Annotated in this window: 25 protein-coding genes; 13 read left to right on the top strand and 12 right to left on the bottom strand. The window is 64.2% G+C overall.

Translation table 11 applies throughout. The annotated features are described in order from the left end of the window. Positions 1-128 precede the first annotated feature (128 nt). Entirely contained in the window at positions 129-962 is an 834-nt protein-coding gene (locus tag FAZ95_RS27785) for an AraC family transcriptional regulator (RefSeq protein WP_137337632.1), read from the top strand. Between the two features lie 22 nt (positions 963-984). Here the strand turns inward: FAZ95_RS27785 and FAZ95_RS27780 are convergent, their stop codons facing one another. Next, entirely contained in the window at positions 985-1572 is a 588-nt protein-coding gene (locus FAZ95_RS27780; RefSeq protein ID WP_137335681.1) for a LysE family translocator, read from the bottom strand. Positions 1573-1800: 228 nt separating this feature from the next. Here FAZ95_RS27780 and FAZ95_RS27775 point away from each other — a divergent pair, with 228 nt between their 5' ends. Both FAZ95_RS27775 and FAZ95_RS27770 read left to right on the top strand, forming a co-directional pair. After that, positions 1801-2997, top strand: a complete 1197-nt coding sequence (locus FAZ95_RS27775; protein WP_137335680.1) for a phytanoyl-CoA dioxygenase family protein — start codon at positions 1801-1803, stop codon at positions 2995-2997. A gap of 106 nt (positions 2998-3103) precedes the next feature. Further along, positions 3104-4222: a 3-deoxy-7-phosphoheptulonate synthase gene (locus FAZ95_RS27770; protein ID WP_137335679.1), complete on the top strand. Its 1119-nt coding sequence runs from the start codon at positions 3104-3106 to the stop codon at positions 4220-4222. Between the two features lie 54 nt (positions 4223-4276). Here the strand turns inward: FAZ95_RS27770 and FAZ95_RS27765 are convergent, their stop codons facing one another. Beyond that, on the bottom strand, positions 4277-4813 hold the full coding sequence (locus tag FAZ95_RS27765; RefSeq protein ID WP_137335678.1) for a carboxymuconolactone decarboxylase family protein: 537 nt from the start codon (positions 4811-4813) through the stop codon (positions 4277-4279). Between the two features lie 113 nt (positions 4814-4926). Between FAZ95_RS27765 and FAZ95_RS27760 the strand changes: the two genes are divergently transcribed. Next, on the top strand, positions 4927-5895 hold the full coding sequence (locus FAZ95_RS27760; RefSeq protein WP_137335677.1) for an AraC family transcriptional regulator: 969 nt from the start codon (positions 4927-4929) through the stop codon (positions 5893-5895). A gap of 36 nt (positions 5896-5931) precedes the next feature. Here FAZ95_RS27760 and ftrA read toward each other — a convergent pair whose 3' ends face one another. Then, complete coding sequence (ftrA, locus tag FAZ95_RS27755; protein ID WP_137335676.1) at positions 5932-6918, bottom strand: transcriptional regulator FtrA; 987 nt, start codon at positions 6916-6918, stop codon at positions 5932-5934. 62 nt (positions 6919-6980) lie between these two features. Between ftrA and FAZ95_RS27750 the strand changes: the two genes are divergently transcribed. Together FAZ95_RS27750 and FAZ95_RS27745 are read left to right on the top strand one after the other, a co-directional pair. Continuing rightward, a complete protein-coding gene (locus FAZ95_RS27750; RefSeq protein ID WP_137335675.1) occupies positions 6981-7433 on the top strand; it encodes a rhodanese-like domain-containing protein in 453 nt (150 codons plus the stop codon). A 77-nt stretch (positions 7434-7510) separates the two neighbouring features. Further along, a complete protein-coding gene (locus tag FAZ95_RS27745) occupies positions 7511-8257 on the top strand; it encodes a hypothetical protein (protein ID WP_137335674.1) in 747 nt (248 codons plus the stop codon). Between the two features lie 56 nt (positions 8258-8313). Here FAZ95_RS27745 and dapA read toward each other — a convergent pair whose 3' ends face one another. Further along, complete coding sequence (gene dapA, locus FAZ95_RS27740; protein ID WP_137335673.1) at positions 8314-9171, bottom strand: 4-hydroxy-tetrahydrodipicolinate synthase; 858 nt, start codon at positions 9169-9171, stop codon at positions 8314-8316. A gap of 341 nt (positions 9172-9512) precedes the next feature. Here dapA and FAZ95_RS27735 point away from each other — a divergent pair, with 341 nt between their 5' ends. Then, on the top strand, positions 9513-10805 hold the full coding sequence (locus tag FAZ95_RS27735) for an aspartate carbamoyltransferase (RefSeq protein WP_137335672.1): 1293 nt from the start codon (positions 9513-9515) through the stop codon (positions 10803-10805). An 85-nt stretch (positions 10806-10890) separates the two neighbouring features. On the opposite strand, the gene FAZ95_RS27730 is transcribed toward FAZ95_RS27735, so the two are convergent. Together FAZ95_RS27730 and FAZ95_RS27725 are read right to left on the bottom strand one after the other, a co-directional pair. Continuing rightward, positions 10891-11241, bottom strand: coding sequence for a type II toxin-antitoxin system ChpB family toxin (locus tag FAZ95_RS27730; protein ID WP_137335671.1), 351 nt, complete (start codon positions 11239-11241; stop codon positions 10891-10893). Continuing rightward, positions 11235-11486 carry an AbrB/MazE/SpoVT family DNA-binding domain-containing protein gene (locus FAZ95_RS27725; RefSeq protein WP_137335670.1) on the bottom strand — a complete coding sequence of 84 codons (252 nt, stop codon included), beginning with the start codon at positions 11484-11486 and terminating at the stop codon, positions 11235-11237. The genes FAZ95_RS27730 and FAZ95_RS27725 overlap by 7 nt, the downstream gene beginning before the upstream one ends. 284 nt (positions 11487-11770) lie before the next feature. Here FAZ95_RS27725 and kdpB point away from each other — a divergent pair, with 284 nt between their 5' ends. Together kdpB and FAZ95_RS27715 are read left to right on the top strand one after the other, a co-directional pair. Further along, on the top strand, positions 11771-13828 hold the full coding sequence (gene kdpB / locus FAZ95_RS27720) for a potassium-transporting ATPase subunit KdpB (protein ID WP_137337631.1): 2058 nt from the start codon (positions 11771-11773) through the stop codon (positions 13826-13828). Between the two features lie 25 nt (positions 13829-13853). Next, positions 13854-14594: a response regulator gene (locus FAZ95_RS27715; protein ID WP_137335669.1), complete on the top strand. Its 741-nt coding sequence runs from the start codon at positions 13854-13856 to the stop codon at positions 14592-14594. Here the strand turns inward: FAZ95_RS27715 and FAZ95_RS27710 are convergent. From FAZ95_RS27710 to FAZ95_RS27690, 5 genes are all read right to left on the bottom strand, one after another. Further along, entirely contained in the window at positions 14569-14826 is a 258-nt protein-coding gene (locus FAZ95_RS27710) for an RNA recognition motif domain-containing protein (protein WP_137335668.1), read from the bottom strand. The genes FAZ95_RS27715 and FAZ95_RS27710 overlap by 26 nt on opposite strands. 72 nt (positions 14827-14898) lie before the next feature. Next, positions 14899-15684 (bottom strand): enoyl-ACP reductase FabI, encoded by a 786-nt coding sequence (gene fabI / locus FAZ95_RS27705; protein ID WP_137335667.1) that lies wholly within the window; start codon positions 15682-15684, stop codon positions 14899-14901. 40 nt (positions 15685-15724) lie between these two features. After that, complete coding sequence (locus tag FAZ95_RS27700; protein WP_137335666.1) at positions 15725-16909, bottom strand: acetate/propionate family kinase; 1185 nt, start codon at positions 16907-16909, stop codon at positions 15725-15727. 4 nt (positions 16910-16913) lie between these two features. Next, positions 16914-17852: a phosphate acetyltransferase gene (locus FAZ95_RS27695; protein WP_254700314.1), complete on the bottom strand. Its 939-nt coding sequence runs from the start codon at positions 17850-17852 to the stop codon at positions 16914-16916. Positions 17853-17897: 45 nt separating this feature from the next. After that, positions 17898-20222 (bottom strand): DUF3141 domain-containing protein, encoded by a 2325-nt coding sequence (locus FAZ95_RS27690; protein ID WP_137335664.1) that lies wholly within the window; start codon positions 20220-20222, stop codon positions 17898-17900. Positions 20223-20989: 767 nt separating this feature from the next. Between FAZ95_RS27690 and FAZ95_RS27685 the strand changes: the two genes are divergently transcribed. Together FAZ95_RS27685 and FAZ95_RS27680 are read left to right on the top strand one after the other, a co-directional pair. Next, positions 20990-21226: a hypothetical protein gene (locus FAZ95_RS27685; RefSeq protein WP_137335663.1), complete on the top strand. Its 237-nt coding sequence runs from the start codon at positions 20990-20992 to the stop codon at positions 21224-21226. A 69-nt stretch (positions 21227-21295) separates the two neighbouring features. Then, the gene (locus FAZ95_RS27680; protein ID WP_137335662.1) at positions 21296-21667 is read left to right on the top strand and encodes a DUF6697 family protein; all 372 of its coding nucleotides are present in this window, start codon (positions 21296-21298) and stop codon (positions 21665-21667) included. 2 nt (positions 21668-21669) lie between these two features. Here FAZ95_RS27680 and FAZ95_RS27675 read toward each other — a convergent pair whose 3' ends face one another. After that, positions 21670-22758, bottom strand: coding sequence for a zinc-binding dehydrogenase (locus FAZ95_RS27675; protein WP_137335661.1), 1089 nt, complete (start codon positions 22756-22758; stop codon positions 21670-21672). A gap of 289 nt (positions 22759-23047) precedes the next feature. On the opposite strand from FAZ95_RS27675, the gene FAZ95_RS27670 reads away from it, so the two are divergent. After that, complete coding sequence (locus tag FAZ95_RS27670; protein ID WP_137335660.1) at positions 23048-23656, top strand: hypothetical protein; 609 nt, start codon at positions 23048-23050, stop codon at positions 23654-23656. Between the two features lie 467 nt (positions 23657-24123). Then, positions 24124-25476, top strand: coding sequence for an MATE family efflux transporter (locus tag FAZ95_RS27665; RefSeq protein WP_137335659.1), 1353 nt, complete (start codon positions 24124-24126; stop codon positions 25474-25476). Positions 25477-25596: the final 120 nt, after the last annotated feature.

The following is a 25596-nucleotide window of genomic DNA, read 5'->3' as shown; positions in this document are numbered from 1 at the left end:
GGCGCGGCATCTCGCCCAGAGGATCTTCGCTCCCGACCGCGCCTCGATGCGATAATCAGCGACTGTCTCAAAGCCTGGAGAAGATCTTGAGCCGCATCGACAAACCGTCGCACGACTTGAGTATCGACATGAACGGCCCCCCTGCCCATCGAACCCGATCGACCTTCTGGCGCGATGCGTCGATGCCGTTTATCGAAGCGCGCGTCGTGCACGACGGCCGCGCGTTTTGCTACGCACGGCACTCGCACGAGACGTTTTCGATCGGCGCGGTCACGGGCGGACGCAGCACCTATCTGAACGGCAACCGGCAAGAACGTGTCGGTGCGGGTGCGGTGGTCGTGATGAACCCGCAGGACGTCCACGCATGCAATCCCGTCGACGATCAGGCGTGGGCGTATCGCATGCTCTATGTGGACACGCAGTGGCTCACCGGACTCCAGCACGACATGGGCATCGGCAATGGCCGCGACCTGACGCCGTTCGCCACCCTGCTAACCACCGATGCCGTGCTTTATGACGGCCTGATCCACCTCTGCGACACGCTGACCGACGCGCACGCCGACACGCTGCACAAACACAGCGCAGCAATCGAATTCTTTTCTCACGTGCAGCACGAACTGAGCCCCGTGCGCGCTCGGGAAACCAAAGCGGATGCGAGCGACAAGGTCGCGCGCGCCGCCGAGTTCCTCGCGGACAACTGCACGCGAACGTTGACGCTCGATGAAATCTGCGCGGCAGCGGGCCTTTCCGCGTCGTATCTGATCCGAGCGTTCCGCAAGCACTACGGGATGACGCCGCATCAATATCTCGTGAACCGCCGCATTCAGATCGGCCGCGCGCGCTTGAGAGACGGCCATCCGATCGCCGACGTCGCCTACGAAACCGGCTTCTCCGACCAGGCGCATTTCCAGCGTGCGTTCAAGCAATTCCTCGCGGTAACGCCCGGTCAATACCGCTCTTGAACATGGCGCGCCGACGTGACGCTCAGGCTTCCAGCAAGTAGAGCGCGCTTGCCGCGAGCAATGCCGCCATCACGCGATTGAAAAAACGCACGCGCCGCGCGTCGCGCAAATGCTGCCGCAGCAGCGCCCCGGCGCAAGCCCAGCACGCAATCGATACGTAGCAAATCACGAAGTAGATCAGCGTGAATTGCGAAACCAGCGCCGCCTCGCCGTGTGCCGCGAACGCCGCCATGCCGGCAAGCGACGCGAGCCACGCCTTCGGATTGAGCCACTGCATCGTCGCGCCATAGATGAGCGACGGACGCTTCGGCGTTTTGCCTTCGCTTAACGTGCCGTCGTCGAGCGCGAGCTTACAGGCCATATAAAGCAGAAACGCCACGCCGGCCCATTGAATGACTTCCGTCAGATGCGGCCAATGGTTCAGCACATCGTGCAGCCCCATGCCGGTCAACCAGAGCAATGCCGAAAAGCCGACTGTCGCGCCTGTCACGTGACGCATGCTCGCCGACAGCCCGAACTGTGCGCCCGAACTCAGCGCAACGACATTGACGGGCCCCGGGGAAATCGACGACGCCAGCGCGAATGCGGCCATGGAAGGAAGAGCGGTCATGAGCATGCTTGGAATGCCTGTTCTGAAGTTGGAATGTCCGCAGCGTAGGCCGCGGCATGCAGGCTCGTATTGAAGAAAACTGACCTCCGGCTGCATAGCCCGCCATGAATCGGAATCGATTTATCGAAGCGGATGCGGTTTTAATCGATTGCCGTTCACGCACCGCTCGATCAAGGCGATATCCTCTTGCCAAACGAGTCTCGTCAAACGAGATCAGGAGACGACGCCATGCCGGAACACACCTCGCATCCATCGCAGCAAGCCGCCGCGTGGTACCGCGAAGTCGATTGCTCGATCGGAGAATTCGAAGCGCTGGTGCGCTTGCAGACCGATAAGGCAAGCCTCGCGTTCGCGTCCGAGATACAACGCAACATCCCCGTGTACGACTGTTCCGCTCTCGAAAGCGTGCTGAACGACCCTGGCGCGCAACCGAGGCTTCTCGCCGAATGGGCTCGCGTGATGCTCGACGGGGCAGGCGTTATCGTGCTGCAACGCGCCTACGGCGACACCGAGCCTATCGACGCCGCGACAGTCGTCTTCGAATCGATCATCGCGGACGAACGTGCTTCCGGCGTAAGCGGCGCCGACCACTTCGCGAAAGCGGGCGCCAACGACCGTATCTGGAACGCGCTCGAGAAGCTCTGCCTCCTCAAACCCGACATCTTCGCGCGCTACTACGCGAACCCGTTTCTTGCGGCGGCAGCGGTTGCATGGCTCGGCCCGCACTATCAGATGACGTCGCAAATCAACGTCGTGCGGCCCGGCGGCGAAGCGCAGCAGGCGCATCGCGACTACCACCTCGGCTTTCAGACCGTCGAGGACGCCGAGCGCTATCCGGCGCACGTGCATCACATGTCGCCGCTCTTGACCTTGCAAGGCGCGGTAGCGCACGGCGACATGCCCATCGCGAGCGGCCCAACCAAGCTGCTGCCGTTTTCGCAGCGCTACGCGGCCGGCTATCTCGCGTGGCGCCGTCAGGACTTTCGCGACTGCTTCGAAGCGCACTGCGTGCAGTTGCCGCTCGCCAAGGGCGACGCGCTGTTCTTCAACCCCGCGCTCTTTCATGCCGCCGGATCGAATCGCACGCCGAACATCTCGCGCATGGCGAACCTGCTGCAAATTTCGTCGGCATATGGGCGAGCGATGGAATCCGTCGATCGCGCCGGGATGTGCGAGGCGCTTTATCCCGTGCTGCGCGCGTGTCGCGCGGAGCAGCGGATGAGCGATGCACAGCTCGATGCCGTCATCGCCGCGAGCGCCGAAGGCTATCCGTTTCCGACCAATCTGGATCGCGATCCACCGCTGGGAGGGCTCGCTCCGCCCAGTCAGCAGATGCTGTGCAAGCAAGCGCTGCGCGAGGACTGGTCCGCGACCCAGTTCGTCGAAGCCCTTCGCTCGCAGGCCCGCCGCCGCGAAGCGCGTTGAATGGAATGCGGAATGCCAGCTTTGGTATACCGAATGCCAGATTCAGCGCGCCATGCCCGCCGACAGTGCCATAATCAGCGTCTGCCAAAGAAGCCTGGAGAAGATCTTGAGCCGCATCGACAACCCGTCGCACGATCAGGAAGTCGGGATCGCCGACTCGACGGAAGACATCACCCGCGTCGACGATACCCGCATCGGGGCGGTCCGTCCGCTGATTTCCCCCGCGCTGCTGCTCGACGAACTGCCCGCCGCGAAGCCGGTGCTAGACCTCGTCGAGAAAAGCCGCTCGGCCATCGCCGATATCCTCAAGGGCCGCGACGACCGGCTCTTGATCGTCGTCGGCCCGTGCTCGATCCACGACCACGATCAGGCGATGGAGTACGCCGAGCGCCTGAAGCGCGAAGCCGACGCCTTGCGCGACGACCTCTTGATCGTGATGCGCGTCTACTTCGAAAAACCGCGCACCACGGTCGGCTGGAAGGGCTATATCAACGACCCGCGCCTCGACGGCAGCTTCCGCATCAACGAAGGGCTGCGCCGCGCACGCCAGCTGCTGCTCGACATCAACGCGCTCGGCCTGCCGACGGCCACCGAATTCCTCGATCTGCTGAGCCCGCAATACATCGCCGACCTGATCGCGTGGGGCGCGATCGGCGCGCGCACGACCGAGAGCCAAAGCCATCGTCAGCTCGCGTCGGGCCTCTCGTGCCCGATCGGCTTCAAGAACGGCACCGACGGCGGCGTGCAGATCGCGGCGGACGCGATCGTCGCGGCGCGCGCGAGCCACGCGTTCATGGGCATGACGAAGATGGGCATGGCCGCGATCTTCGAAACGCGCGGCAACGACGATGCCCACGTGATCCTGCGCGGCGGCAAGAAGGGGCCGAACTACGACGCGGCATCGGTCGAGGCATGCTGCGCGGCATTGCGTGCGGCCGGCTTGCGCGAGCAGGTGATGGTCGATTGCTCGCACGCGAATTCGAACAAGTCGCATTTGCGGCAAGTCGACGTGGCTCAGGATCTGGCCGGCCAGCTGTCGGGCGGAGAAAAACGGATCATCGGCGTGATGGTCGAGAGCCACCTGGAAGAAGGCCGGCAGGATCTGAAACCGGGCGTGCCGCTCAAGCGCGGCGTGTCGATCACCGATGCGTGCCTCGGCTGGACGCAGACCGAGCCGGTGCTCGAAACGCTCGCGGCCGCGGTGCGTGCGCGCCGCGGCCGATAAATCATCAACTCTCGTTAGCCGAGCCGCGGCCGTCTAACGGCCGCGGCCCAACCCTTACGCGACAGCCGGAAAATCCAGCGTCGTATCGTTCACACGATTGACGAGGTTCGTGAACGTGATGACAGTGACCGCGAGCAACGCTTCGATGATCTGCGTCTCCGAGTAACCCGCAGCGCGGATCGCCTCGACTTCGGCGGCATCGACGGTGCCGCTCGAGCGGATCACGTTGCGCACGAAGCGCACGAGCGCGTCGCGCTGCGCAGCCCCGGTCGCTTCGCCAGCGCGGATCTGTTTCATCTCTTCGGGCTTGAGGCCGGCCATCTTGCCGACCATCGTGTGCGCGGCGACGCAGTAGTCACAGCCGCCTGCTTCGCTGACGGCGAGCTTGATCGCTTCGACATCGGGCTTCGAAAGACTGCCGGCCGCCACCGCGGCGTCCGCGGCGAGCATCGCGCTCAGTCCGGCCGGCGTGTGGCTGCCGATCGTCGCATACGCGTTCGGCACCTTGCCTGCGGCCTTCGTGATCTTCGCGAACACTTCGGCGGTGGCGCCGGTGGCGGCTTCGGGACTGACGGACGTAAAACGGGACATGATGGGCTCCTGGGTCGGTGATGGGCCAGATCGTCTGGCATGGGGTCACTTTAAGCACCGCCCGTGATCCTGTTAATATCCAAAATCCGCACATTTCTGCTCGATCGTCTCACATGGATCTGCTAAGCCGCCTGCTTGCGCTGCTTCCGGTCAATGGCCGGGTGGACGTGCGCTGCCACTTCGGCGCGCCCTGGGTCATCGACCATCCTGCCGCGCCGATGAGCGAAATCCCCTATCACGTGCTGCTCGAAGGCGAGGCGACGCTCGAAGACGGCAACGGCGCGCCGCAACGCCTTGCGGCTGGCGATATCGTGCTGTTCCCGGGCGGCAGCCCGCACCGGCTGCACGACGGCAGCGGCAAGCGCCCGAAACCGGTTGCCCGGCATCGCGCGGGCGACTTGCTCGTCGAGGAGAACCGCAGCGCGGGCGAGCGCGCCGATATCCTGTGCGGCTGCTTTCTGCTGCCCGGCATGCCCGACCGGCTGTTGCGCGACTACCTGCCGGAGCGCCTAGTCGTGCGCAGCCGGGTCGCGGCGCCCGCCGACGGCGGTGCGCAGGCCGAATCCGCCGCGCTCGCGGATACGCGCCTCACACGGCTGATTCAATTGATGCGCGAAGAAGCGCTCGACGGCGCACCGGCCAGCACGGCGCTCATCAACCACCTCTCCGGCGCGCTGTTCGCGCTGACGCTGCGCTTCGCGAGCGAGGCGCCCGAGCCGCCGCGCGGGCTGCTCGCGCTCGCACAGCGCTCACGTCTGCAACCTGCGCTTGCCGCGATGTTCGATACGCCCGGCAAGCCGTGGACCCTGCCCGCGCTCGCCGAGCTCTGCCACATGTCGCGCGCGACGTTCGTCCGCCATTTCGACGACGCGCTCGGCCGCTCGGCCAACGACGTACTCACGGAAATCCGCATGACGCTCGCCGCGCGCAAGCTCGCGCAGAGCGGCGAGCCGATCGCGGCGATCGGCGAGGCTGTCGGCTATCAATCGGAGGCCGCGTTTCAGCGGACCTTCAAGCGGCACACGGGCGCGAGCCCGGCGCGCTGGCGCGCGGACCGCACGAAGCAGGCGCTCATGGGCTAGAAGCGGCTGGCACCGGTTCGCATCGGCCGGCACGCGCTAGTCCTCCGCGCGCCCCGCCGAGCTTGCGCCAAACTCGCGCCGGTAGGCGGCGGGGCTCGTCAACGCGATACGGCGGAAGTGCCGGCGCAACGATTCTTCCGACCCAAAGCCCGCGCGCTCGGCGACGCTCGCCATCGGCATCGCCGCCGCCGCCGCCGCCGCTTCGAGCATCTCCTTCGCGACGGCCACGCGCTCGCGAATCAGCCACTCGTACGGACCGAACCCGGTCGCCTCGAGAAACTGACGCTGCAACGTGCGCGGACTCATCGCCGCGCGCTCGGCAAGCGACGCGAGCGTATGCGGCAACGCGGGACGCTCGCGCACCCAGTCCATGAGCTTGGCGATGCGACTGCTGTCGCCGGGCGGCATCGGCCGCGGAACGAATTGCGCCTGACCGCCTTCGCGATGCGGCGGCACCACGAGACGCTGCGCGACACGATTCGCGACCGCGCTGCCATGGTCGCTCCGTACGACATGCAGCAGCATATCGAGCCCCGCCGCCGACCCTGCGGACGTGACGATCTGCCCTTCGTCGACATAGAGCGCATCGGGCTCGACCTGCAACGACGGGTAGCGCTGCTTGAGCTTGTCGGCGTAGCGCCAGTGCGTCGTGACACGCTTGTTGTCGAGCACGCCGGCCGCGGCCAGCACGAAGACGCCCGAGCAAATCGAGCACATCCGCGCGCCGCGCCGATAGGCTGCGCGCAGCTTGCGCAACAGCGGTTCGGGCGGCGTCTCGTCGGCATCGCGCCAGCCGGGAATGACGATCGTCTGCGCGCGATCGAGCAGCTTCAGCGTATAAGGCGCTTCGATCGTAATGCCACCTGCCGCGCGGATCGGTCCGGATTCCGCCGCGCAAACGGCGAAGCGGTACCAGCCGATCTCGAGTTCCGGGCGCGGCAGCGCGAACAGTTCGACGACACAGCCGAATTCGAAGGTGCAGAGGCGATCGTAAGCAAGCGCGACGACGAGATGATTGTCCATGGCGCGATGTTACCGAAACTTGTCGATCACGCCACTACCGTCCACAGGACCGCGCCGCGACAATGACGACTCCCGTTGCTTCATTCGAAACAAGGAGATCGATCTTGTCCGCCGTCACCGACATCGCCCCCGCCGACAGCGCAGCCGCGCTCGCCCACTTCCAAGCGAGCCTGCGCTTCGAAACCGACTGCGCCGACGTGCATCAGGCGCTCGCCTCCGGCACGCCTGACTTCATCCTGCTCGACGTGCGCGGCCCCGCGCTATTCGCGAGCGGGCATGTCGCCGGCGCGATCAACCTGCCGCACGGCAAGATCGTCGCGTCGAAGCTGCAGGACTTCGCGCCCGATACCGTGTTCGTCACCTATTGCGCGGGCCCGCACTGCAACGGCGCGACCCGCGGCGCGATCCGGCTCGCGCAATTGGGGCGGCCCGTGAAGGTGATGACGGGCGGCATCACGGGCTGGATCGACGAGGGGTTTGCGCTCGTCACGCCTGAGCCGGCGCAGATGCTGTAAAAGGCCGGGCAAGCGTGGAATAGGGGCTGGGCGGCATTCGTTTATAGGGCGTACCCGATTGTTCGCGGGAGCTCACGATGAACACGCGGTTCCAATCTTTCACGCCAGCCGGGAATGCACTGTTGCTGGCGCTGGGCGTTGCGTTGCTGGCTGCATGCGGCGGCGGAGGCGGCGGCAGTTCCCCGCCGCCGTCAATCGCGCTGTCCGGTACCGTGGCCACGGGCCGGGCGCTGCCGAACGCGGGGCTCAGCATCGTCTGTGCGCAGGGCTCGGCTAGTACGACCACCAACGCGAGCGGCGCTTTTCAGTCGACGCTCTCGGCGGCCGCACCGTGCCTGATCACGGCGACGTCCGGCAACACGGTGCTGCATTCGACCGCCTTCGCGGGCGGCACCTTTAACGTCACGCCGGAAACGGAATTGCTGCTCGTCTACGTGGCCGCGCAGCTCGGCACGACGGAAGGCACCCTTATCGCGAACTTTCCGCACAGTGCGCAGTTTCAGCAGACGCTCGCGAACGAAAGCACCGTGCTGAACGCGCAAGCAGCCGTCGTCCAAGGGCTCGATACGCAGTACCACCTCACGCTCAGCGCCCCGAACTTCCTGACCACGGCGTTTGTCGTCGGCCAGCCGGGCGTCGACAGCGATCTCGAGACGCTGCTCGCTGCCGGCGCCATCGACTCGAACGGTGAGCCGGACCCCGTCGCGGTGACGCTGATGATGACGCTCGGCGCGCAGCATCCGCTTCCGCCCCCGCCGGTCACGCCCCCCGGCACGACGGGAGGCACGGGCACAGGAACGGGAGGCGGCGTCGGCATGATGTAGCGCTGACGCGCCGCCATTCTGCATGCAGTACGCCGGATATTGCATACCAAAGATCGTCAATCGAGCACGAGTTCGGCAAGCCGCTTGCCGAGCGCTTCAGTCGCGCAAGTCATCGGCGCGCGCAGTTCGTTGCGCAACAGCCCCTGCGCGGCCAGCGCCGCCTTGACCGGCGCCGGATTCGGCTCCGCGCCCAGCGCACGCACGAGCGGCGCGAGCTCGTGATAAATCGCCCTGCCCTCGACGAGCTGCCCTTCCGCCAGCGCGCGGTACATCGCAACGAAACGCTCCGGCCGCAGATGCGCCGAAGCGGCGATGGCCCCGCTGCCGCCCATGCACAGCGTATGGAAGATATTGCTGTCGTCGCCGGCCAGCACTTGCAGCCGACCGTCGAGAATCAACGCGAGCGTGGTCTCGATCGAGCCCGCGCAATCCTTGATCGCCTGAATGCGCGGATGGGCGGCCAGCGTCAAAAGCGTATCGAGTTCGATCCGCACGCCGGTCCGGTAGGGAATGTCGTAGAGCACGACCGGCTTCGCGCTCGCGTCCGCGAGCTGCGTGAAATGGTCGATCAGCCCCGCCTGCGACGGCCGGATGTAGTACGGCGCCGACACCAGAATCCCCGCTACCGGCAGTTCATTGATGCGCGCGACGCGCTCGACGAGCCGCGCGGTCTGGTTGCCCGAGATGCCCACCATGACCGGCAACCCGCGCGCCGCCTGCAGAATCGTCGCCAGCACCTCGTCGCTTTCCGCTTCGCTCAATGCGCTCGGCTCGCCCGTCGTGCCCAGCGCGACCAGACCCGACACCCCCGCCTTCGCATAGCGCTCGACGAGCGAGCGCAACGCAGCGTAATCGACGGCGCCGCGATTGAACGGCGTGACCAGCGGAATCCAGATACCTGAAAACAAACTCATGACTTCACCTCTAAACGTGACCAAATCGAATCCGTTCAGAGTGTGCAGCAAGGGAGTAGAGAAAGACGTCTAAGGCGTGCCTCGCAAACTGTCCCGTCGCACATCTGACGGAACAGTCTGCTCCGGTCAGATGAGCAGCTGTTTTTTGGCTTTGGAAACCGGGCGCGCGAACACCGTGCCGACCGAGTGGCCGGCGAGCAGTTCGAGCGCGAAGGGGATGCGTGCGGTTTCCATCCGGGCGAGTCTACCGGTTCGCCTGGCTACCCGCCAAGCATTTTTCTTGACATCCCGAAATTCGTCTTAATATACGCAGCGCGTACAACCACCCAACGAGGCGATCGATGACCGTGCCCCAGCAAGCCTTCCTGCGCGACGCCATGCGCCGCATGAACATGACCCGTGAAAGCTTTGCGAACCGCATCGGCGTCTCGCGCCGCGCCCTCGATACGTGGCTTTTGCCCGAGGACTCGCAGGAATCGCGCGCGATGCCGGAGATCGTGCAGCGGTTTGTGTCGGAGATCGTCGTTCACGGCGATCACGACGAAAAGGCTACGCAGAGCGTACATAGCGGAACGCTGGCGAGCCAGATGCTGTTCGAAGGCAAGGCGCAATTGCTGTCGGTCGATCAGTTCTCGCGCGAATCGGTCGAGGCGCTGTTCCGGGTCGCGGACATCATGCAGCCGATCGCCCGCCGCCGGAAAATCTCGCGCGTGCTCGAAGGCGCGGTGCTCGGCAACCTGTTCTTCGAAGCGAGCACGCGCACGCGCGTGTCGTTCGGCGCGGCGTTCTGCCGGCTCGGCGGCTCGGTGTGCGATACGACCGGCTTCACGTTCTCGTCGATGGCCAAGGGCGAATCGATCTACGACACGAGCCGCGTGATGAGCGGCTATGTCGACGCGCTCGTCGTGCGCCATCCCGAGCAAGGGTCGGTGGCCGAATTTGCGCGCGCGACAAACGTGCCGGTGATCAACGGCGGCGACGGCCCGGGCGAACACCCGAGCCAGGCGCTGCTCGACCTGTACACGATCCAGCGCGAGTTCTCGCGGCTCGGCAAGATCGTCGACGGCGCGCACATCGCGCTCGTCGGCGACCTCAAGTACGGGCGTACCGTGCATTCGCTCGTCAAGCTGCTCGCGCTCTATCGCGGCCTCAAGTTCACGCTGGTTTCGCCGCCGACGCTCGAGATGCCCGCGTATATCGTCGACCAGATCTCACGCCACGGACACGTCGTCGAACAGACGCACGACCTCGCGACGGGGCTGCGAGGCGCGGACGTCGTCTACGCGACGCGGATTCAGAAGGAGCGCTTCACCGACGAATCGTTCGAAGGCTACACGCCCGATTTCCAGATCAACCAAGCGCTGGTCGATTCGGTCTGCGGCCGCGACACGCTGATCATGCACCCGCTGCCGCGCGACAGCCGGCCGGGCGCGAACGACCTCTCCGTCGACCTGAATCACGATTCGCGGCTCGCAATCTTCCGGCAGACCGACAACGGCATTCCGGTTCGCATGGCGATTTTTGCGGTGCTGCTCGGCGTCGATCATCTGGTTCAGCATTCGATGCGCGATGCCACGTGGCAGCCGCCCGCGTATCTCGGGCCGGACGATGCGGTGTTTCATGGGATTGATTGAGCGTCGTCTCGGTTCATTGGATTGCAAACAACCCAATGCTTGTTTGATGTAGAAACACCGGGCGTGCCCCCGCTTTCTGATTTTCTTACTCAATGATCGTCTGAAGCCGCGCCAGCGCGTCCTCGACCACCTCGAGCGGCGCGCGTTCAACCTTGCGCGCGCCGCGCGCGTCCAGATCGAGCATACGCACCATGTTCACGAGGGCAACGCCCTGCGTCTCGGTTCCCGAGCCGGAAAGCGGCACCGCGAAGCCTGCAAAGCGGGCGAAGTCCCCGCCCTGCGTGATCGGAGCGACGAGCGCCACGCCCAGGGAATTGAACGCCGCCGGAGAGAGCACGAGGGCTGGGCGAAAATCACCTTGCTGCTCACGACCGATAGTTGGATTCAGGCTCACGCGCACGATATCGCCCCGCTCGAACTTGACCCGCCTCACCATGCTTCACGCCCGACCGGTTTGACCTCGCCCCAGGCCGCCATATCGGCCGGCAATGACGCTTTCTTGTCGCATTGGGCAATGAGATCGTCGAGCGAATATTTGCGGCGAGCCGGAGAAAGCAACACGCCATCCGGGCGCACGTCTGCGCTCAACGAGCTGCCGACCGACGCGTTGATCTGTTCGAGCAGCACGCTAGGTAAACGCACTGCCGCACTATTGCCCCACTTTTGAATCTTGAGTTCCATCTCAGGCTCCTAATGTTTATCCATTGTAGAAACATGTCGCATGAATTGCAAGCAGCTTGTATCTACAATGAAGATACTGACAAGAGCGTCATCTAGATAGTTTTACGCCTTCTTTACACCCGCACCCCCACCCTTGCCACGACCTTTACGCGGGTTTTCCTACATTACGTTCGACGAACTCCGTCATAGGAATTCGCGATAAAAAGGTAGAGGAAAGCATGAGCACCCAACCGCCCGTCCATCAGCCCGGCAACATCGGCCAGGCGCGCACCGCCGCGCGTTCGATGTTCGACCCGGCGATCGTGAAGCCGGCGCTCGCCGATTCGTTCAAGAAGCTCGCGCCGCGCCATCAGTTGCGCAACCCCGTGATGTTCTGCGTGTACGTCGGCAGCATTCTGACGACGATCCTCTGGGCCGCCGCGCTCGGCGGGCAGGCCGAGGCGCCCGCGGGCTTCATCCTCGCGATCGCGCTGTGGCTGTGGTTCACGGTGCTGTTCGCGAACTTCGCCGAGGCGCTCGCCGAAGGCCGCTCGAAGGCGCAAGCCGCGTCGCTCAAGAGCGCGAAACACAACGTGGTCGCGAAGAAGCTCCAGGAGCCCCATCCGAAAGCCGCAGTGCGCATCATGGCCGCAAGCGATCTGCGCCGCGAAGACGTCGTGCTCGTCGAAGCAGGCGATACGATCCCGGCCGACGGCGAAGTGGTCGAAGGCGTCGCGTCGGTCGACGAATCGGCGATCACAGGCGAATCCGCGCCGGTGATTCGTGAATCGGGCGGCGACTTCTCGTCGGTGACGGGCGGCACGCGCGTGCTGTCGGACTGGATCGTCGTGAAGGTGACAGCGAACCCGGGCGAAGCGTTCCTTGATCGCATGATCGCGATGGTCGAAGGCGCGAAGCGTCAGAAGACGCCGAACGAAATCGCACTGACGATTCTGCTCGTCGCATTGACGATCGTGCTCTTGCTCGCCACCGCCACGCTGTTGCCGTTTTCGAAGTTCGCCGTCGAAGCGGTGAAGACTGGACACGTCGTGACGATTACCGCGCTCGTCGCGCTGCTCGTCTGCCTGATTCCGACGACGATCGGCGGCTTGCTGTCGGCAATCGGCGTCGCGGGCATGAGCCGCATGATGCAAGCGAACGTGATCGCCACCTCGGGCCGCGCGGTCGAAGCGGCCGGCGACGTCGACGTGCTGCTGCTCGACAAGACCGGCACGATTACGCTCGGCAATCGGCAAGCCTCTTCATTCGTTCCGGCACCGGGCGTCACCGAAGAAGCGCTCGCCGACGGTGCGCAACTGTCGTCGCTGGCCGACGAAACGCCGGAAGGCCGCAGCATCGTCGTGCTGGCGAAGCAGCGTTTCAACATCCGTCAGCGCGACATGCATACGTTGCACGCGACGTTCCTCGCATTCAGCGCGCAATCGCGCATGAGCGGCGTGGATCTGCCTGGCCGCGAGATCCGCAAGGGCGCAGCAGATGCGATCAAGCACTATGTCGAAGTGCACGGCGGCAAGTTCGCGGCCGAAGTCGATCAAGCGGTGACCGACATCGCACGCCGCGGCAGCACGCCGCTCGTGGTTGCCGAAAAAGGCGAAGGCGCGGCACGCGTGCTCGGCGTGATCGAGTTGAAGGACATCGTCAAGGGCGGCATCAAGGAGCGTTTCGCCGAGCTGCGCAAGATGGGCATCAAGACCGTGATGGTGACGGGCGACAACCGCCTGACCGCCGCCGCGATCGCAGCCGAAGCAGGCGTCGACGACTTCCTCTCCGAGGCCACGCCGGAGGCGAAGCTCAAGACGATTCGCGCCCATCAGGCCGAAGGCCGTCTCGTCGCGATGACCGGCGACGGCACCAACGACGCCCCCGCGCTCGCGCAGGCCGACGTCGCGGTGGCGATGAACACGGGCACGCAGGCGGCGAAAGAAGCGGGCAACATGGTCGATCTCGATTCGAACCCGACCAAGCTCATCGAGATCGTCGAGATCGGCAAGCAGATGCTGATGACGCGCGGCTCGCTCACGACCTTCTCGATTGCGAACGACGTCGCGAAGTACTTCGCGATCATCCCGGCCGCATTCGCGACGACGTACCCGCAACTGCGCGTGCTCGACGTGATGCATTTGACGTCGCCGTCCTCGGCGATCCTGTCGGCGGTGATCTTCAACGCGCTGATCATCGTCGCGTTGATCCCGCTCGCGCTCAAGGGCGTGAAATACCGTCCGCTGGGGGCCTCGGCGCTGCTGCGTCGCAACCTGCTGATCTACGGCCTCGGCGGCATTCTGTTGCCGTTCCCGTTCATCAAGCTGATCGACATGGTCCTGACGGCGTGCGGATGGGCTTGAGCCAGGCGAGCAGCGTGGCCAAGCCATGAGCGGGCCGACCCTTACCGTCGTGCTGATCGACGACGATAAAACCATTCGACGTCTCATCCATACCGCGCTGCATGCAAATGGGATGACCGTCGTCGAGGCGCAGACCGGGCAACAAGGTTTGGCGCTGGCCGGAGCGAAGCGCGCCGACCTCGTCATTGTCGATCTGACCCTGCCCGACATGGACGGCATCGATGTCATCCGCGATCTGCGCAGCGGGTCGACGGTGCCGGTGATCGTGCTGTCGGCGCGCAGCGCCGAGCAAGACAAAGTCGCCGCGCTCGATGCCGGCGCCGACGACTACCTCACCAAGCCGTTCGGCCTCTCGGAGCTGACAGCGCGCATTCGCGCGCGCGTGCGCCGAGGGGCCGGCGGCAGCGGCGGCGGGTGGCGCGCGACCCATTTCGGCGCCGTCACGGTCGACCCGAGCGCGCGCAAAGTCCTGCGCGGCAGCGAGACCGTCCATCTCAGCCCGATCGAATACCGGCTGCTCGCAGCGCTCGTACGCCACGCCGGGCACGTGCTCACGCATCAGCAGCTCGTACAGGAAGCGTGGGGACGGCCGCGCGCAAACAGCTACCACTGCCTGCGCATCTACATGAGCCATTTGCGCAAGAAGCTCGAGCGCGATCCGGCGCGCCCCGAGCACATCGTCACGGAGGCCGGCGTGGGCTACCGGCTCGTCGGCGCGCTGGCCGATCCGGTCGAGCCGCTTAGCCTTCGCGCTCCGGAGGGATGACCTGCACGATAATCGTGCGGTCCCGCCAGAAGATGTTGTGGATGCGCGGCTGCAGCAGGCGCAACGCCTCCTCTTCGACGTTGTTGAAGCTCAGCACCACGGCGGGACTCTGCCCCGTCCCCGGCACGTACTGAATTGCGTCGAACGGCGGAAATCCATACCTGATCAGGAATTCCTTGATCTCGTCTTCGGAAGTGTCGGCATCGACATTTTCCATCCATAGATTGGCCATTATTTCTCTCCCTATACAAAACTCAGCAAAACAAAACCACGCAAAACAAAGCGCCTTCGGCCCGAAACAAGTCTACGCCATGATGTTGACGCCGCCGTCGATATACAGCGTCTCTCCCGACACGCGCCGCGCATAGGGCGTCGCGAGAAACGCGCAGGTATAGCCGACGTCCATGATGTCGACGAGTTCGCCGAGCGGCGCACGCGCCGCCGCTTGGTTGAGCAGCAGGTCGAAGTCCTTGAGACCCGACGCCGCCCGCGTCATGAGCGGCCCCGGCGAGATCGCATGGACACGGATGCGCCGCGGCCCGAGCTCGTATGCAAGATAGCGCACGCACGCTTCGAGCGCCGCCTTCACCGGCCCCATCACGTTGTAGTTCGGCACAACCTTGTTCGCGCCGTAGTAGCTCATCGTCAACATCGTGCCGCCGTCCTTCATGAGCGGCGCGGCGAGGCGCGCCATGCGCACGAACGAGTGGCAGGAAATGTCCATCGCCCTCGCGAAGCCTTCGCTCGAGCAGTTGAGCAAGCCGCCTTGCAGGTCGTCCTTCGGCGCCCAGGCAATCGAATGAAGCAGGATGTCGAGGCGGCCCCACTCCTTCTCGATCCGCTCGAACACGGCTTCGAGCTCGCCCTCGCTCGCCGCGTCGAACGGCATGAAGATCGGTGCTTCGAGCGCCTGCGCAAGCGGCCCCACGTAGCGCTTCGATTTCTCGTTCACGTAGGTGACGGCGAGGTCCGCGCCAAGTTCCTTGAACGCTTTGGCGCAGCCGCAGGCGATCGAATTTTCGTTGGCGATGCCCGTAACGAGCGCTTTTGCGCCGGCCAGGATCGGACTCCGTAGCTCGACTGATGTCATGGAATACTCCGGCAATTCAGGTTCATTGACGCCACCGTCTTCAACGCTGCTCGCGGAGCGTGTCGCACGTGTGGCGCGCGATCATCAACTCTTCGTTGGTCGGAATCACCCATACCGGCAGCCGGCTCGACGCAGCGCTGATCCGTGGGCCGCCTGCCTCGTTGGCAGCGGGATCGAGCTCGGCCCCCAGCCACGCGACACGGCGCACGACGCGCTCGCGAATCGCGCCCGCATGCTCGCCGATACCGGCCGTGAAGACGAGCGCATCGATACCCTGCATCGCGGCCGCGAGCGAGCCGAGCTCGCGAGAGATTCGGTATGCATAGAGCTCGAGCGCGAAATGCGCCCGCGCATCGTCGCTTGCAAGAAGCGCGCGCATGTCGCTCGACACGCCGGAAACACCCAGGAGCCCCGACTTCCGGTAGATCAGGTCCTCGATATCGCGCGCGCCCATTTTCAGCTCGTCGAGCAGGTAGAGGATCACACCTGGGTCGAGGCTCCCGCAGCGCGTACCCATCGGCAGCCCATCGACGGCTGTGAAACCCATCGTGCTCGCGACGCTCTTGCCCGCGACGATCGCGCACATGCTGGCCCCATTGCCGAGGTGAGCGACGACGGTTCGGCCGGCCGCCGCGGCCCCGTCGAACTGCGGCAAGACGCTCGCGATGTACTCGTACGACAAGCCGTGAAAGCCATAGCGGCGCACGCCCCGCTCCGTGACGGAAGGCGGCAGCGCGTAGGCTTGCTCGACCTCGGTCTGCGTGCGGTGAAACGCCGTATCGAAGCAGGCAACCTGTGGAATGTCGGGACGGTGCTGCCTGAAGATGCGGATCGCCTTCAGACTGTGCGGCTGATGCAGCGGAGCAAGCGGGACCAGCTTTTCGAGCGCGTCGAGCACGGCGGGCGTGACACGCGCGGGGCTCGCGAACCCTTGCCCGCCGTGCACGACACGATGCCCGACCGCGATGAGCCGATGGCTCGCGCATTGGCTGCGCAGGAATTCGCCGATGGTCTCGATTGCGCCTTCGTGCCCGAGCACGACGCCCGCGCCCCATTTCTTCGTCACGCTGTCGCAGCCGATGCCGGTGGCGATGAAGTGCGGCTCGGTGTAGAGCTCCTCGACCTGTCCGTGCACGATCAGCTGCAAGTCGCCGCCCTGCGCCTCGAACACACAGAACTTGAGGCTCGACGAGCCCGCGTTCAGTACCAGAATGATGTCGGCCATCGCGTCACCCGATTGCTTTGGCGTGCTCGCGGCGGGCGCGGGCGACGAGCACCGCCACCCCGCACGACGCAAGCCGCGTCATCACCGAATCGGCGCGGCTGGTCAGGATGATCGGCACGCGCGCGCCGACCACGATGCCGGCCGCATCGGCTCCGGCGAGAAACGACAGGCTCTTCGCGAGCATGTTGCCCGCCTCGAGGTCGGGGACCAGCAGAACGTTGGCCCGCCCGGCAACGGGCGAATCGATCTGCTTGATTCTCGCGGCTTCGAGGTCGATCGCGTTGTCGAGCGCAAGCGGACCATCGACGAGCGCGCCAGTGATCTGGCGGCGATCCACCATCTTGCACAGCGCAGCGGCTTCGATCGTGGACGGCACCGTCGGGTTGACGGTTTCCATCGCCGACAGGATCGCGACGCGCACCTGCGGAAGCTGCAGCGCATGACCGAGATCGATCGCGTTCTGCAGGATGTCCGCTTTCTCCTCGAGCGTCGGCGCGATATTGATCGCGGCATCGGTGATGATGAGCGGCTGCTCGTACTCCGGCACGTCCATCACGAAGCAGTGGGACAGGCGCCGCGCCGTGCGCAGCCCGGTGTCGCGCTTCACGACTGCGCTCATCAGCTCGTCGGTGTGGAGGCTCCCCTTCATCAGCGCTTCGGCCTTGCCTTCGCGCACGATCTGCACCGCGGCGGCCGCCGATGCCTCGCTGTATGGCGCATCGACGATCGGATAGCCGGCGATCTCGATCCGATGGTCGGCGGCCACCGCCTCGATCCGCGCCTTGGGGCCGACCAGGATCGGCGCGATCAGCCCCAACTGAGCGGCCTCGACGGCGCCCTCGAGCGAGTTCTGGTCGCACGGGTGCGCGACGGCGGTCGGCAGCGGCTCCAGTGCCTTGCAGGCGTCGATCAGCTGCTGGTACTTCGCGTGTTTCACTTCCATTTTTTGCATCTCCCTTCGGCGCGTGGAACAGGACATCTGCCGCGACTAGCGCGCAAGCTCGGCAGCGACAGCCCGCCCGCGAGCGGGCTTCGGCGCGAGCGCCGCCCGGATACGCGCGAGCATCGCCAGTTGCTCCTTCGTCGGCTCCGCTCGTTGCACGCGCTCGTCGACCAGCAGCTTGTCGATCAGCGTGAGCAGCCGCTTTCGATCGCCATGATCGGCGAGCAGTACCGGCAGCGTCTGAACAGCCCGCTCCGGCTCGTAGCTCGCGATGATTTCCTGCTCGCCGCGAACACGCCGCCATTGATCGGCGGGCAGCGCGGGCGGCAGATACTCGGCGTAGTCTTTAGTCAGCTCCTCGCGCAAAGTGAGGAGCGCGAGCGGCAGCGGCTCGCCTTTGCGCGCCATCAACGCCAAGGCGCGCGCGAGCGCTTCGATATAGCCGCCCTCTTCGATTGCAGCGAGCGCATCCCGCACGAACGGCCGGTCGCGCGCGTCCTCCGCTTGCGGCGCGGCACTCGCGCGCTCGTCGTGCCGATCTGCGAGGTACATCGAAAACAGATTCGCGTAGATGCCGAAGAAGAGCGCTTCCGTGCTCGCATCGCGCATCGCCCGGTAGTAGTCGAGCGACGCGCTCACGAACTCGGAGCCGATCTCCTCGACCTTGCGCAATGGCTGGTCGGCGTCGACAGCCCGCCGGTTCGACTTGGCCACAGCGGCTGCCGAAGGCAGCCACGCGAGCCACGGGTTCAGGTCCGAAAACGACCAGCGCTGAAGGCGCATCGGGTGGAAATCGCGCAGCGTCTGCGCCGTCGCCTCGTTCGATATCGACTGGACCCACGGTTGCATGAACAGCTCGTATGCGCGCTGATTGAAATCAGAGATTGCCGCGACCGCCTCGAACGGCTTCTCGTCTTGACGCTGAAAACGGTTGAAATTCCCGACGACGTCTTCGAGCCAGTGTTCGCGGAACTCGACGTCGTATTGGACGGCGCCGTCGCCGCCCTTGCGCTCGGTAATCTCCATCCCGTAGAGACCAGGCGGGAGCCCCTCGATCTCCTCGAGCACGGAAACGATCTGCGCGTGCTCCTTGCGCGCCACTCTGCCCGAGACGAAGATGCCCAGGTGGCCGATGTCCTGATGCATCAGTCCGACGATGACCTGGCCTCGCGCCTTGATCTCGTCGGTGCTTTTGTAGATGTCCGCGATCCAGTTGAAGGCTTGCTGCGGCGGTGTAATGTTGTCGCCAAGCGACGCGAACAGGATCATCGGCGAACGCAGTTCGCGCAGGTCGAACGCCTTGCCGTCCGGTCCCTTGACCTCACCCGACCACAGCTTGTTGCCGACGAACAGGTCACGCGTGATCCATTCGATCTCGCTGCGGTTCATCAGCGAGAAGCCGCCCCACCAGCGCTCGAAATCCAGAAAGCGCGGCGGCTCCGTGTCGATGTTCGTGTAGAGGTGGCGGTACTTGTCCCACAGCGTGTTGGCGGGGTTCAGGTTCTCGAAGTTCTGCACCAGGTATGCGCCGTCGAAATTTCCGTTGCCGAGATCGGCGGCAAACGACGCGGGCCAAGTGCCGCCAAGAATGCCGCCCGCATAGCGCATCGGATTGTCGCCCCCGCCATCGCTCCACGCTCCGCTCCAGTACGACATCGGCGTGCCGTTGACGACGATCGGGCCCGTATCGTCGGGGTTCGACGTCGCCACCATCATGGCCGCCCAGCCGCCCTGGCAATTGCCGACGATAGCCGGTTTCGGGCTGTCCGGATGCAGCGAGCGGACCTTCTTTACGAACACATCCTCGGCCGCGCAGACGTCGAGCATCGTCTGGCCCGGCTCGGGATCGCGAAAGAAAATGACGAAGTACACCGGATGCCCCGCGCGCAGCGCGACGCCGACCTGCGAATCGTCCTTGAAGCCGCCGATGCCGGGACCGTGGCCCGCGCGCGGGTCGATGATCAAGTACGGACGCTTGCTCGCGTCAACCGTGATGCCTTCCGGCGGCGTGATTTCCAGGAGTGCGTAGTTGACGGGCCGCTCGAACCGGCGACCATCGAGTACGACCTTGGAGTCGAAGTGGAGTACCGGCTCGAGCCCCTTGGAGGACTGCTCGACGAACGCGTTTCCGCGCTCGCGCAGCGTATCCCAAAACAGGACCGACCGCTGTGCGGCGTCGACCGCGTAGCTCAATGCGTTCCACGGCGTGAAAGACGCCATCAGCGACGGAAGCGTCGCCGCGCCGCCGTTCAAGGCGGCCTTCGCCCGCTCGGCGAACTGCTCCTGTGCATTCCGGATGCGCTTTTGGAGAACGAGAGTGATTTTTTCGCCGATGTCGCGGCTGCGTGCAAGCTGGGTTCCTGCTTCCATAAAGTCGACCTCGAAGTCAGAGTGGATGGACAGTCTGGAAGTGACGACGGCTCGGCTCGCGAACGGCGACCGCGTGGTTCGACGCGCTTACTCACACCGAACGCGACGTCTCGCCGGCTCTGTGCCGCTCACGATCAAACCAGCGGCCTGGCGGCTGAACCGATTGTCACTGCGTCATGCGTCAAGCGCATGTCTTGCCCCGGCGGTCTGCAATCGACACCACAGCTGATGGGTTCTGGCGGGCGTGTGGTCCAAGGGGTACGCCGCGATATGGAAGGAGTCCTATTTCCGGCGCCGGAAGCATCCAGTAGCTTAAGCGAAGGCCATGCCTTCTCGCTTGCGACTTAGCGCCACAGGTGAATAATCGTGCGTCCTCCAGCCTTTCTTGAATCGCATTGATTCAGCATTCCTACGCTTATCTCTTTTTCTCCTTCCGCATGGACGTTTACCACCTTTTTACTTGCCGCCGATTTTCACGCCAATCTACAATGGCAAGGTCTTAAATAAAGAGAGCGCATGCCATGTTCAACCGATGTCGTCGAACCAGTTGGTCCTTCACTGCCTAGCCGGCAGGACGTCCGCGCTCTTCTTTCTTTAGCCGCCGTCTTGCCAGCAGGTAAGCGGTGCGCGTCGCAGTCAACCTTCCCGTGCACTTTTCTCAGCGCCATCCGGACGCTGCTTTTACATGCGTCCGAATGGCGTGTCGTCGCGAACGCAAGTTCGCGGCCGCGTCTTGACGCGTCGATCTGCACCAACGGAAGCCAACCATGAAATCGATTGAACGCAACGATCATCTCGAAGGCGTGTTGCGCTTGAGCGCACACGAGATGGCAACGCTCATGCTGCTGCGCGACGCGCCCATCGACCTAGGCAAGGCGACGCCCGACGTCATCGCGCTTCGAAGGGCACACCTTGTCAAGCTCATCGAATCCGATGACGGCAAATTGAGGTTCGTCATTTCAGCCAATGGCGATGCCGTGCTCAGGGCGCTGGAAGCGGGATGACTCCAGCGCTGCGTTCCAACCCATCATCCATCACACAACGTTTAACAACGCATTACCTTGGGATCAATCATGTTTGAAGTCGGCAAGGACTATTCACGCGAAACCATCCATTCGATTTGCGGCGGCAGCAAACAGGCTTTTTTGCCGGTCAAGCGAGGCAAAGTCGTAGCGGCGTGCCTGCGTCCGGATCTCAATCCGCAAGCACCCGAAGTCATCGTCTGCAACGGCGGAGCAGCAGCACGCGCCGCCGGGCGCACGCTTGCGAGACAGACCGACGCCATACCGGTGTTCATCAAGCGCGAGAGCGATTCGTTCCGCTATGTGGGGCAATTCGCCGTGATCGAATCGCTCACCACACCGCTCGATTGCGCGCCTTATGCACGCCATACCAGCTTCACGGCCGCGCAGGTTTCGCGCGTGATCAAACTCAAGCGCTGCTAAGGTCAGCCCCAAGCGCGTCCCACCGACGCGCTGACCACCACCGATTGCAATCCTTGAATGCGCTCGGCTTCGTCGATCGCCGCTTCTAGATCGGCGAACGCGAACGTGCGCACCTCGACCGCGTCGAGCGGCAATTGCCCCGACGACGCCAGCGCCACCAGCGCGAGGTAATCGGCCGGCGTGTACATGAAGTGGCCGATGATCTCCCAGTTATTGCGCAGCATCTGCGCGTATGGGATCGGCAGCGGCACCTGCATGCTGCCCATCAGCACGAGGCGCCCCGCGCGGCGCAGGCTCATGAGCGCGGCGACGGTGGAGTTCGCGTCGGCGGCTTGGCCGACGATATCGAACGCGAGGTCCACGCCGCCTTGCGAAACATCGCGCACGGCAGCGGCATCGCGCTCCACGTCGCCTGTCAGCGCGACCGGCACCACTCTGCCGCCCCCGAATTCGGTCAGCGGCTCGAGCGCGTCGAGCCGCCGCCCGAGCACGACGACACGGCCCGCGCCCATCGCCAGCGCGGCAAGTACCGCTGCCGAGCCGAAGTAGCCGGTTGCGCCATTGACCGCGACTGTCTCTCCGGCGGTAAGGCGTCCCCGCCGTAAGCCGCCGAACGGCACCGCGAACTTGCCGAGCGCCGCAAGCCGTTCAGGCGCGAGGTCTTCGAGACTGCCGAGCTGCACGACGGTCGAGGCCGGAAATTCCGCGAGCTCGCGCAATGTGCCGTGTGGATAATCGGCTTGCATCGGCGCGCTACCGGCGCTGATTGCGGTCAGTCCGATCAGGATCTGCTCAGGGTCGCGCACGGTTTCGTTCGTGATCCAGTACGGATTCACGAGCACACGCTGGCCGACGCGGAACGAACGCACGCCCTCGCCTACTGCGCTCACGCGGCCGATGCCATTCGTGCCGGGCGAAAACGGCATCGGCGGATAGGCATAGGGGAGCTTGCCCGAAAGGTAGGCACGCGTGTAGGTGAGGAGCGGCACCGCCTCCATCCTGATCAGCACCGCATCGCGGCGCGTCACCGGCTCCGGGACATCACGCAATGCCAGCGGCCTGCCAGGTTCGTCTAGTAGCCATGCTTTCATCGAATTCCTCGTCTCGGTCGATTCGAACGGTTGAACTCTAGTCGTTGCCTACGTAACTTCCAAAATCAATTTCATGCATCAGACCCGAGATGAATTACCAGCGCCGCTTGAAATAAGGACGAATCTGTCTAGATGGGAAAACCTCCGCCGAGCTTGAACCGCCGCGTGCGGCGGCCACTTTTACTTCGCTTTTACCGGGCTTTTACCGATACGATGTGTTCCCGTCCAAGGCTTGGCGGCATTCTGCCAACCACGCAAGATCACTTGTTTCCTTTGGAGGAGCACTCACATGTTTTCTTTCGGCAAGCCGCATCGAATCAAGAAGACCGCCGCCCTCGCGCTGATGGCAGCGGGCCTCGCGTTATCCGGGACCGCAAGCGCGCAATCGATGACGGGGTTCGTTGCGCTTCAAGGCAAAGCCTATGACGACGTGAAGATCGTCGGTGTTGCGGACATGAAGCAAATCACCGCCAAAAGCATCGACGTGACGGGCCCGTTGACCTTCAAGGACGTCACGCTCTCCGGCGCACTGACGGCGCAAGGCCCCGTGTCCGGATCGAATGTCGTGGCCGCAGGCCCGGTGAAGGTGACGGGCCCCTTCAACGTCAAGCGATTCGTGGCGAAAGACAGCACCGATGTGATCGGCGGATTCTCAGCGGAAGACAGCTCGTTCACGGATGTCGCCGTGCTCAGCAATCAGGTGTCGCTCGATCGCTGCAAGCTGCGAAACCTCGTGATCAAGAAAGACACGTCAGCGAAAACGCAAACGGTGACGTTGCTCGGCGGAACGAAAGTGCTTGGCGATATCACCTTCGATTCCGGTAACGGCGAAGTCGTGATCGCGAAAGGCGCTAGCGTGGCCGGCACCGTCAAAGGCGCTAAGGTGATACAAAACTAAGCGTGCAAACGCGCGCCATGCGTCGTTCTTTGGCGCATGGCCGCATGCAAACGTCCAAAGGAAAAATGGACGAAGCATTTGCTGAAGAAGCCATTTGAGCTTTCGATGCGGTAAAATAGCGCGACTCCGCTAATTGCGGATTGGGGCTGGAACAACGGCGCAAACGACGTTTTCTTATCCGTCTTCGCTAAGCCCCACCCTCTGTCAATCGCGTTTCAATTCCCGCTTTCCTAGGCGTTAAACGTCGCCGAAAGCCTGTCCGGCCCGCTGCCAAGCACGGCGCCGGCGCCTGGCATCCGCCAGGCGACGACAATTTCCTGCGGTCCCTCATGCGGCCCCATCTCGCCAGCTTCCCATGCCGCTCGCGCTAGCCGCGCCGCTGCATCGAATCAGGACGTCCGTAACCGGTACCGCAATCAACGCGATGACGCTAACGCGTCTTTCATCATTTCGTTTGGTCGCAAGCCATGCATACCTATCGCTCAACTTCGCTCGTTCGCCAATTTGCGAGCCTTGCCGTCCCTACCGTCTGTGCCGCCTGGATCTTCTGCCTGCACTCGGTCATCAGCGGTGTCTTCGTCGGACGGCACGTCGGCGCGCAAGCGCTCGCCGCTCTGAATCTGCTCACGCCGTTCTTGTATCTGCCTTACGCGTTCAGCGTCATGATCGGCGTCGGCGGGTCGACCCTCGTTGCCCGCTTGCTCGGTGAAGGTAAGCAGCGCGATGCCGCCGCGGCCTTTACGCAGTCGCTGTGGCTGCTCGGTTTGATTGGCGTGTCGTTCGCGATCGCCATTCATTTCGGGGCCGCCACGTTCGTCGCGTGGACCGGCGCACAGGGTGAGTTGCACACGTTGGCGGAAGCGTATTTGCGCGCCTATGCTCCGTTCGTCGTGTTCTCGACCACGTGCTATGCGCTCGAACTCTTTTTGCGCGTGGAAGGCGCCGCGAAATACGGTCTCTTCTGCTTGATCGGCGGCGCATTCGCGGATGTCGCGCTGACCTGGCTGATGGTCGGCCAACTGGGATGGGGCATGTCGGGGGCCGCGCTCGCAGCGGGCATCAGCCAGACGATCTCGTGCATCCCGATGCTTGCCTACCATTTCGTGAAGGCACAAGACGTCTATCCGCTCGCGCGCGCGTTCGCCAAATGCAACTACGCTTGGCGCATTGCCTATAACGGCGCGTCCGAATTTCTCGGCGAGATCGCGCCCAGCGTCACGATCTTTGCGTTCAATCACGTCGTGCTGCGCTTGCTGGGCGATACGGGGCTCGTCGCGTTTGCCGTCGTCGAGTACATGACGATGATCGCCGTGGTGACGATGGTGGCGCTCGTCCAAAGCATGCAGCCGATCGTGAGCTTTCAACGCGGCGCGGGCAATCCGGCTGCCATGTCGAGCGCGTTCGTCATCGGCCTGGTCGTGACGACGGGCTTCGCACTCGCAGCAGCGATTGCCGCGCTGACGCTGGCGCAGCCGCTCGGCGAGCTGTTCGTGCCCGCCAGCGCCAACGCACAAGCGTTGCTGCGCGAAGCCCTGCCGTGGTGCGCGCTTGCCTTTGTGCCCGCCGCGCTCAATCTGACCATCACCGGCTATCTGACCGCGATCGAAGCGCCGCTGGCGTCGATGATCGTCGCGCTGCTGCGCAGTTGGGTGCTGCTGCTCGGATTGCTGTGGCTCTTGACGATCTGGCTCGGCGAGCAAGGCATTTGGATGACAGCCGCAGCCACGGAAATCGTGACGCTCGTGGCGAGCATCTGGATCTATCGGGTGCGCTGCAAACGCGTCGAAGCAACGGAGCCGGCTTCGGTTGCGGTGAATTGATTTCGCCATTTCGCCAATCAAGCGCCGCAAAAGCAACCTCCGCTTGCGCCGCAAAAGCGCAAGCGGATGCCGCCCCCCCTGAATCAAGCAGGAAGCGCGAAAGCAAGGAAACGGGCGAGC

The organism is Trinickia violacea, assembly GCF_005280735.1.
Taxonomy (GTDB): Bacteria; Pseudomonadota; Gammaproteobacteria; order Burkholderiales; family Burkholderiaceae; genus Trinickia_A; species Trinickia_A violacea.
The sequence above is the reverse complement of the archived record's forward strand: the minus strand, read 5'-3'. Positions and strand labels throughout refer to the sequence as shown.

Coding starts and splice junctions, on each gene's coding strand:
- dapA (WP_137335673.1), bottom strand. CDS start 9,171: ATGAGTTTGTTTTCAGGTATCTGGATTCCGCTGGTCACGCCGTTCAAT.
- FAZ95_RS27745 (WP_137335674.1), top strand. CDS start 7,511: ATGAACACGCGGTTCCAATCTTTCACGCCAGCCGGGAATGCACTGTTG.
- FAZ95_RS27690 (WP_137335664.1), bottom strand. CDS start 20,222: ATGGAAGCAGGAACCCAGCTTGCACGCAGCCGCGACATCGGCGAAAAA.
- FAZ95_RS27725 (WP_137335670.1), bottom strand. CDS start 11,486: ATGGAACTCAAGATTCAAAAGTGGGGCAATAGTGCGGCAGTGCGTTTA.
- FAZ95_RS27670 (WP_137335660.1), top strand. CDS start 23,048: ATGTTTTCTTTCGGCAAGCCGCATCGAATCAAGAAGACCGCCGCCCTC.
- FAZ95_RS27700 (WP_137335666.1), bottom strand. CDS start 16,909: ATGGCCGACATCATTCTGGTACTGAACGCGGGCTCGTCGAGCCTCAAG.
- FAZ95_RS27695 (WP_254700314.1), bottom strand. CDS start 17,852: ATGGAAGTGAAACACGCGAAGTACCAGCAGCTGATCGACGCCTGCAAG.
- FAZ95_RS27685 (WP_137335663.1), top strand. CDS start 20,990: ATGAAATCGATTGAACGCAACGATCATCTCGAAGGCGTGTTGCGCTTG.
- FAZ95_RS27735 (WP_137335672.1), top strand. CDS start 9,513: ATGACCGTGCCCCAGCAAGCCTTCCTGCGCGACGCCATGCGCCGCATG.
- FAZ95_RS27675 (WP_137335661.1), bottom strand. CDS start 22,758: ATGAAAGCATGGCTACTAGACGAACCTGGCAGGCCGCTGGCATTGCGT.
- FAZ95_RS27665 (WP_137335659.1), top strand. CDS start 24,124: ATGCATACCTATCGCTCAACTTCGCTCGTTCGCCAATTTGCGAGCCTT.
- FAZ95_RS27680 (WP_137335662.1), top strand. CDS start 21,296: ATGTTTGAAGTCGGCAAGGACTATTCACGCGAAACCATCCATTCGATT.
- FAZ95_RS27765 (WP_137335678.1), bottom strand. CDS start 4,813: ATGTCCCGTTTTACGTCCGTCAGTCCCGAAGCCGCCACCGGCGCCACC.
- FAZ95_RS27780 (WP_137335681.1), bottom strand. CDS start 1,572: ATGACCGCTCTTCCTTCCATGGCCGCATTCGCGCTGGCGTCGTCGATT.
- FAZ95_RS27710 (WP_137335668.1), bottom strand. CDS start 14,826: ATGGCCAATCTATGGATGGAAAATGTCGATGCCGACACTTCCGAAGAC.
- FAZ95_RS27730 (WP_137335671.1), bottom strand. CDS start 11,241: ATGGTGAGGCGGGTCAAGTTCGAGCGGGGCGATATCGTGCGCGTGAGC.
- kdpB (WP_137337631.1), top strand. CDS start 11,771: ATGTTCGACCCGGCGATCGTGAAGCCGGCGCTCGCCGATTCGTTCAAG.
- ftrA (WP_137335676.1), bottom strand. CDS start 6,918: ATGGACAATCATCTCGTCGTCGCGCTTGCTTACGATCGCCTCTGCACC.
- FAZ95_RS27715 (WP_137335669.1), top strand. CDS start 13,854: ATGAGCGGGCCGACCCTTACCGTCGTGCTGATCGACGACGATAAAACC.
- fabI (WP_137335667.1), bottom strand. CDS start 15,684: ATGACATCAGTCGAGCTACGGAGTCCGATCCTGGCCGGCGCAAAAGCG.
- FAZ95_RS27775 (WP_137335680.1), top strand. CDS start 1,801: ATGCCGGAACACACCTCGCATCCATCGCAGCAAGCCGCCGCGTGGTAC.
- FAZ95_RS27750 (WP_137335675.1), top strand. CDS start 6,981: ATGACGACTCCCGTTGCTTCATTCGAAACAAGGAGATCGATCTTGTCC.
- FAZ95_RS27760 (WP_137335677.1), top strand. CDS start 4,927: ATGGATCTGCTAAGCCGCCTGCTTGCGCTGCTTCCGGTCAATGGCCGG.
- FAZ95_RS27785 (WP_137337632.1), top strand. CDS start 129: ATGAACGGCCCCCCTGCCCATCGAACCCGATCGACCTTCTGGCGCGAT.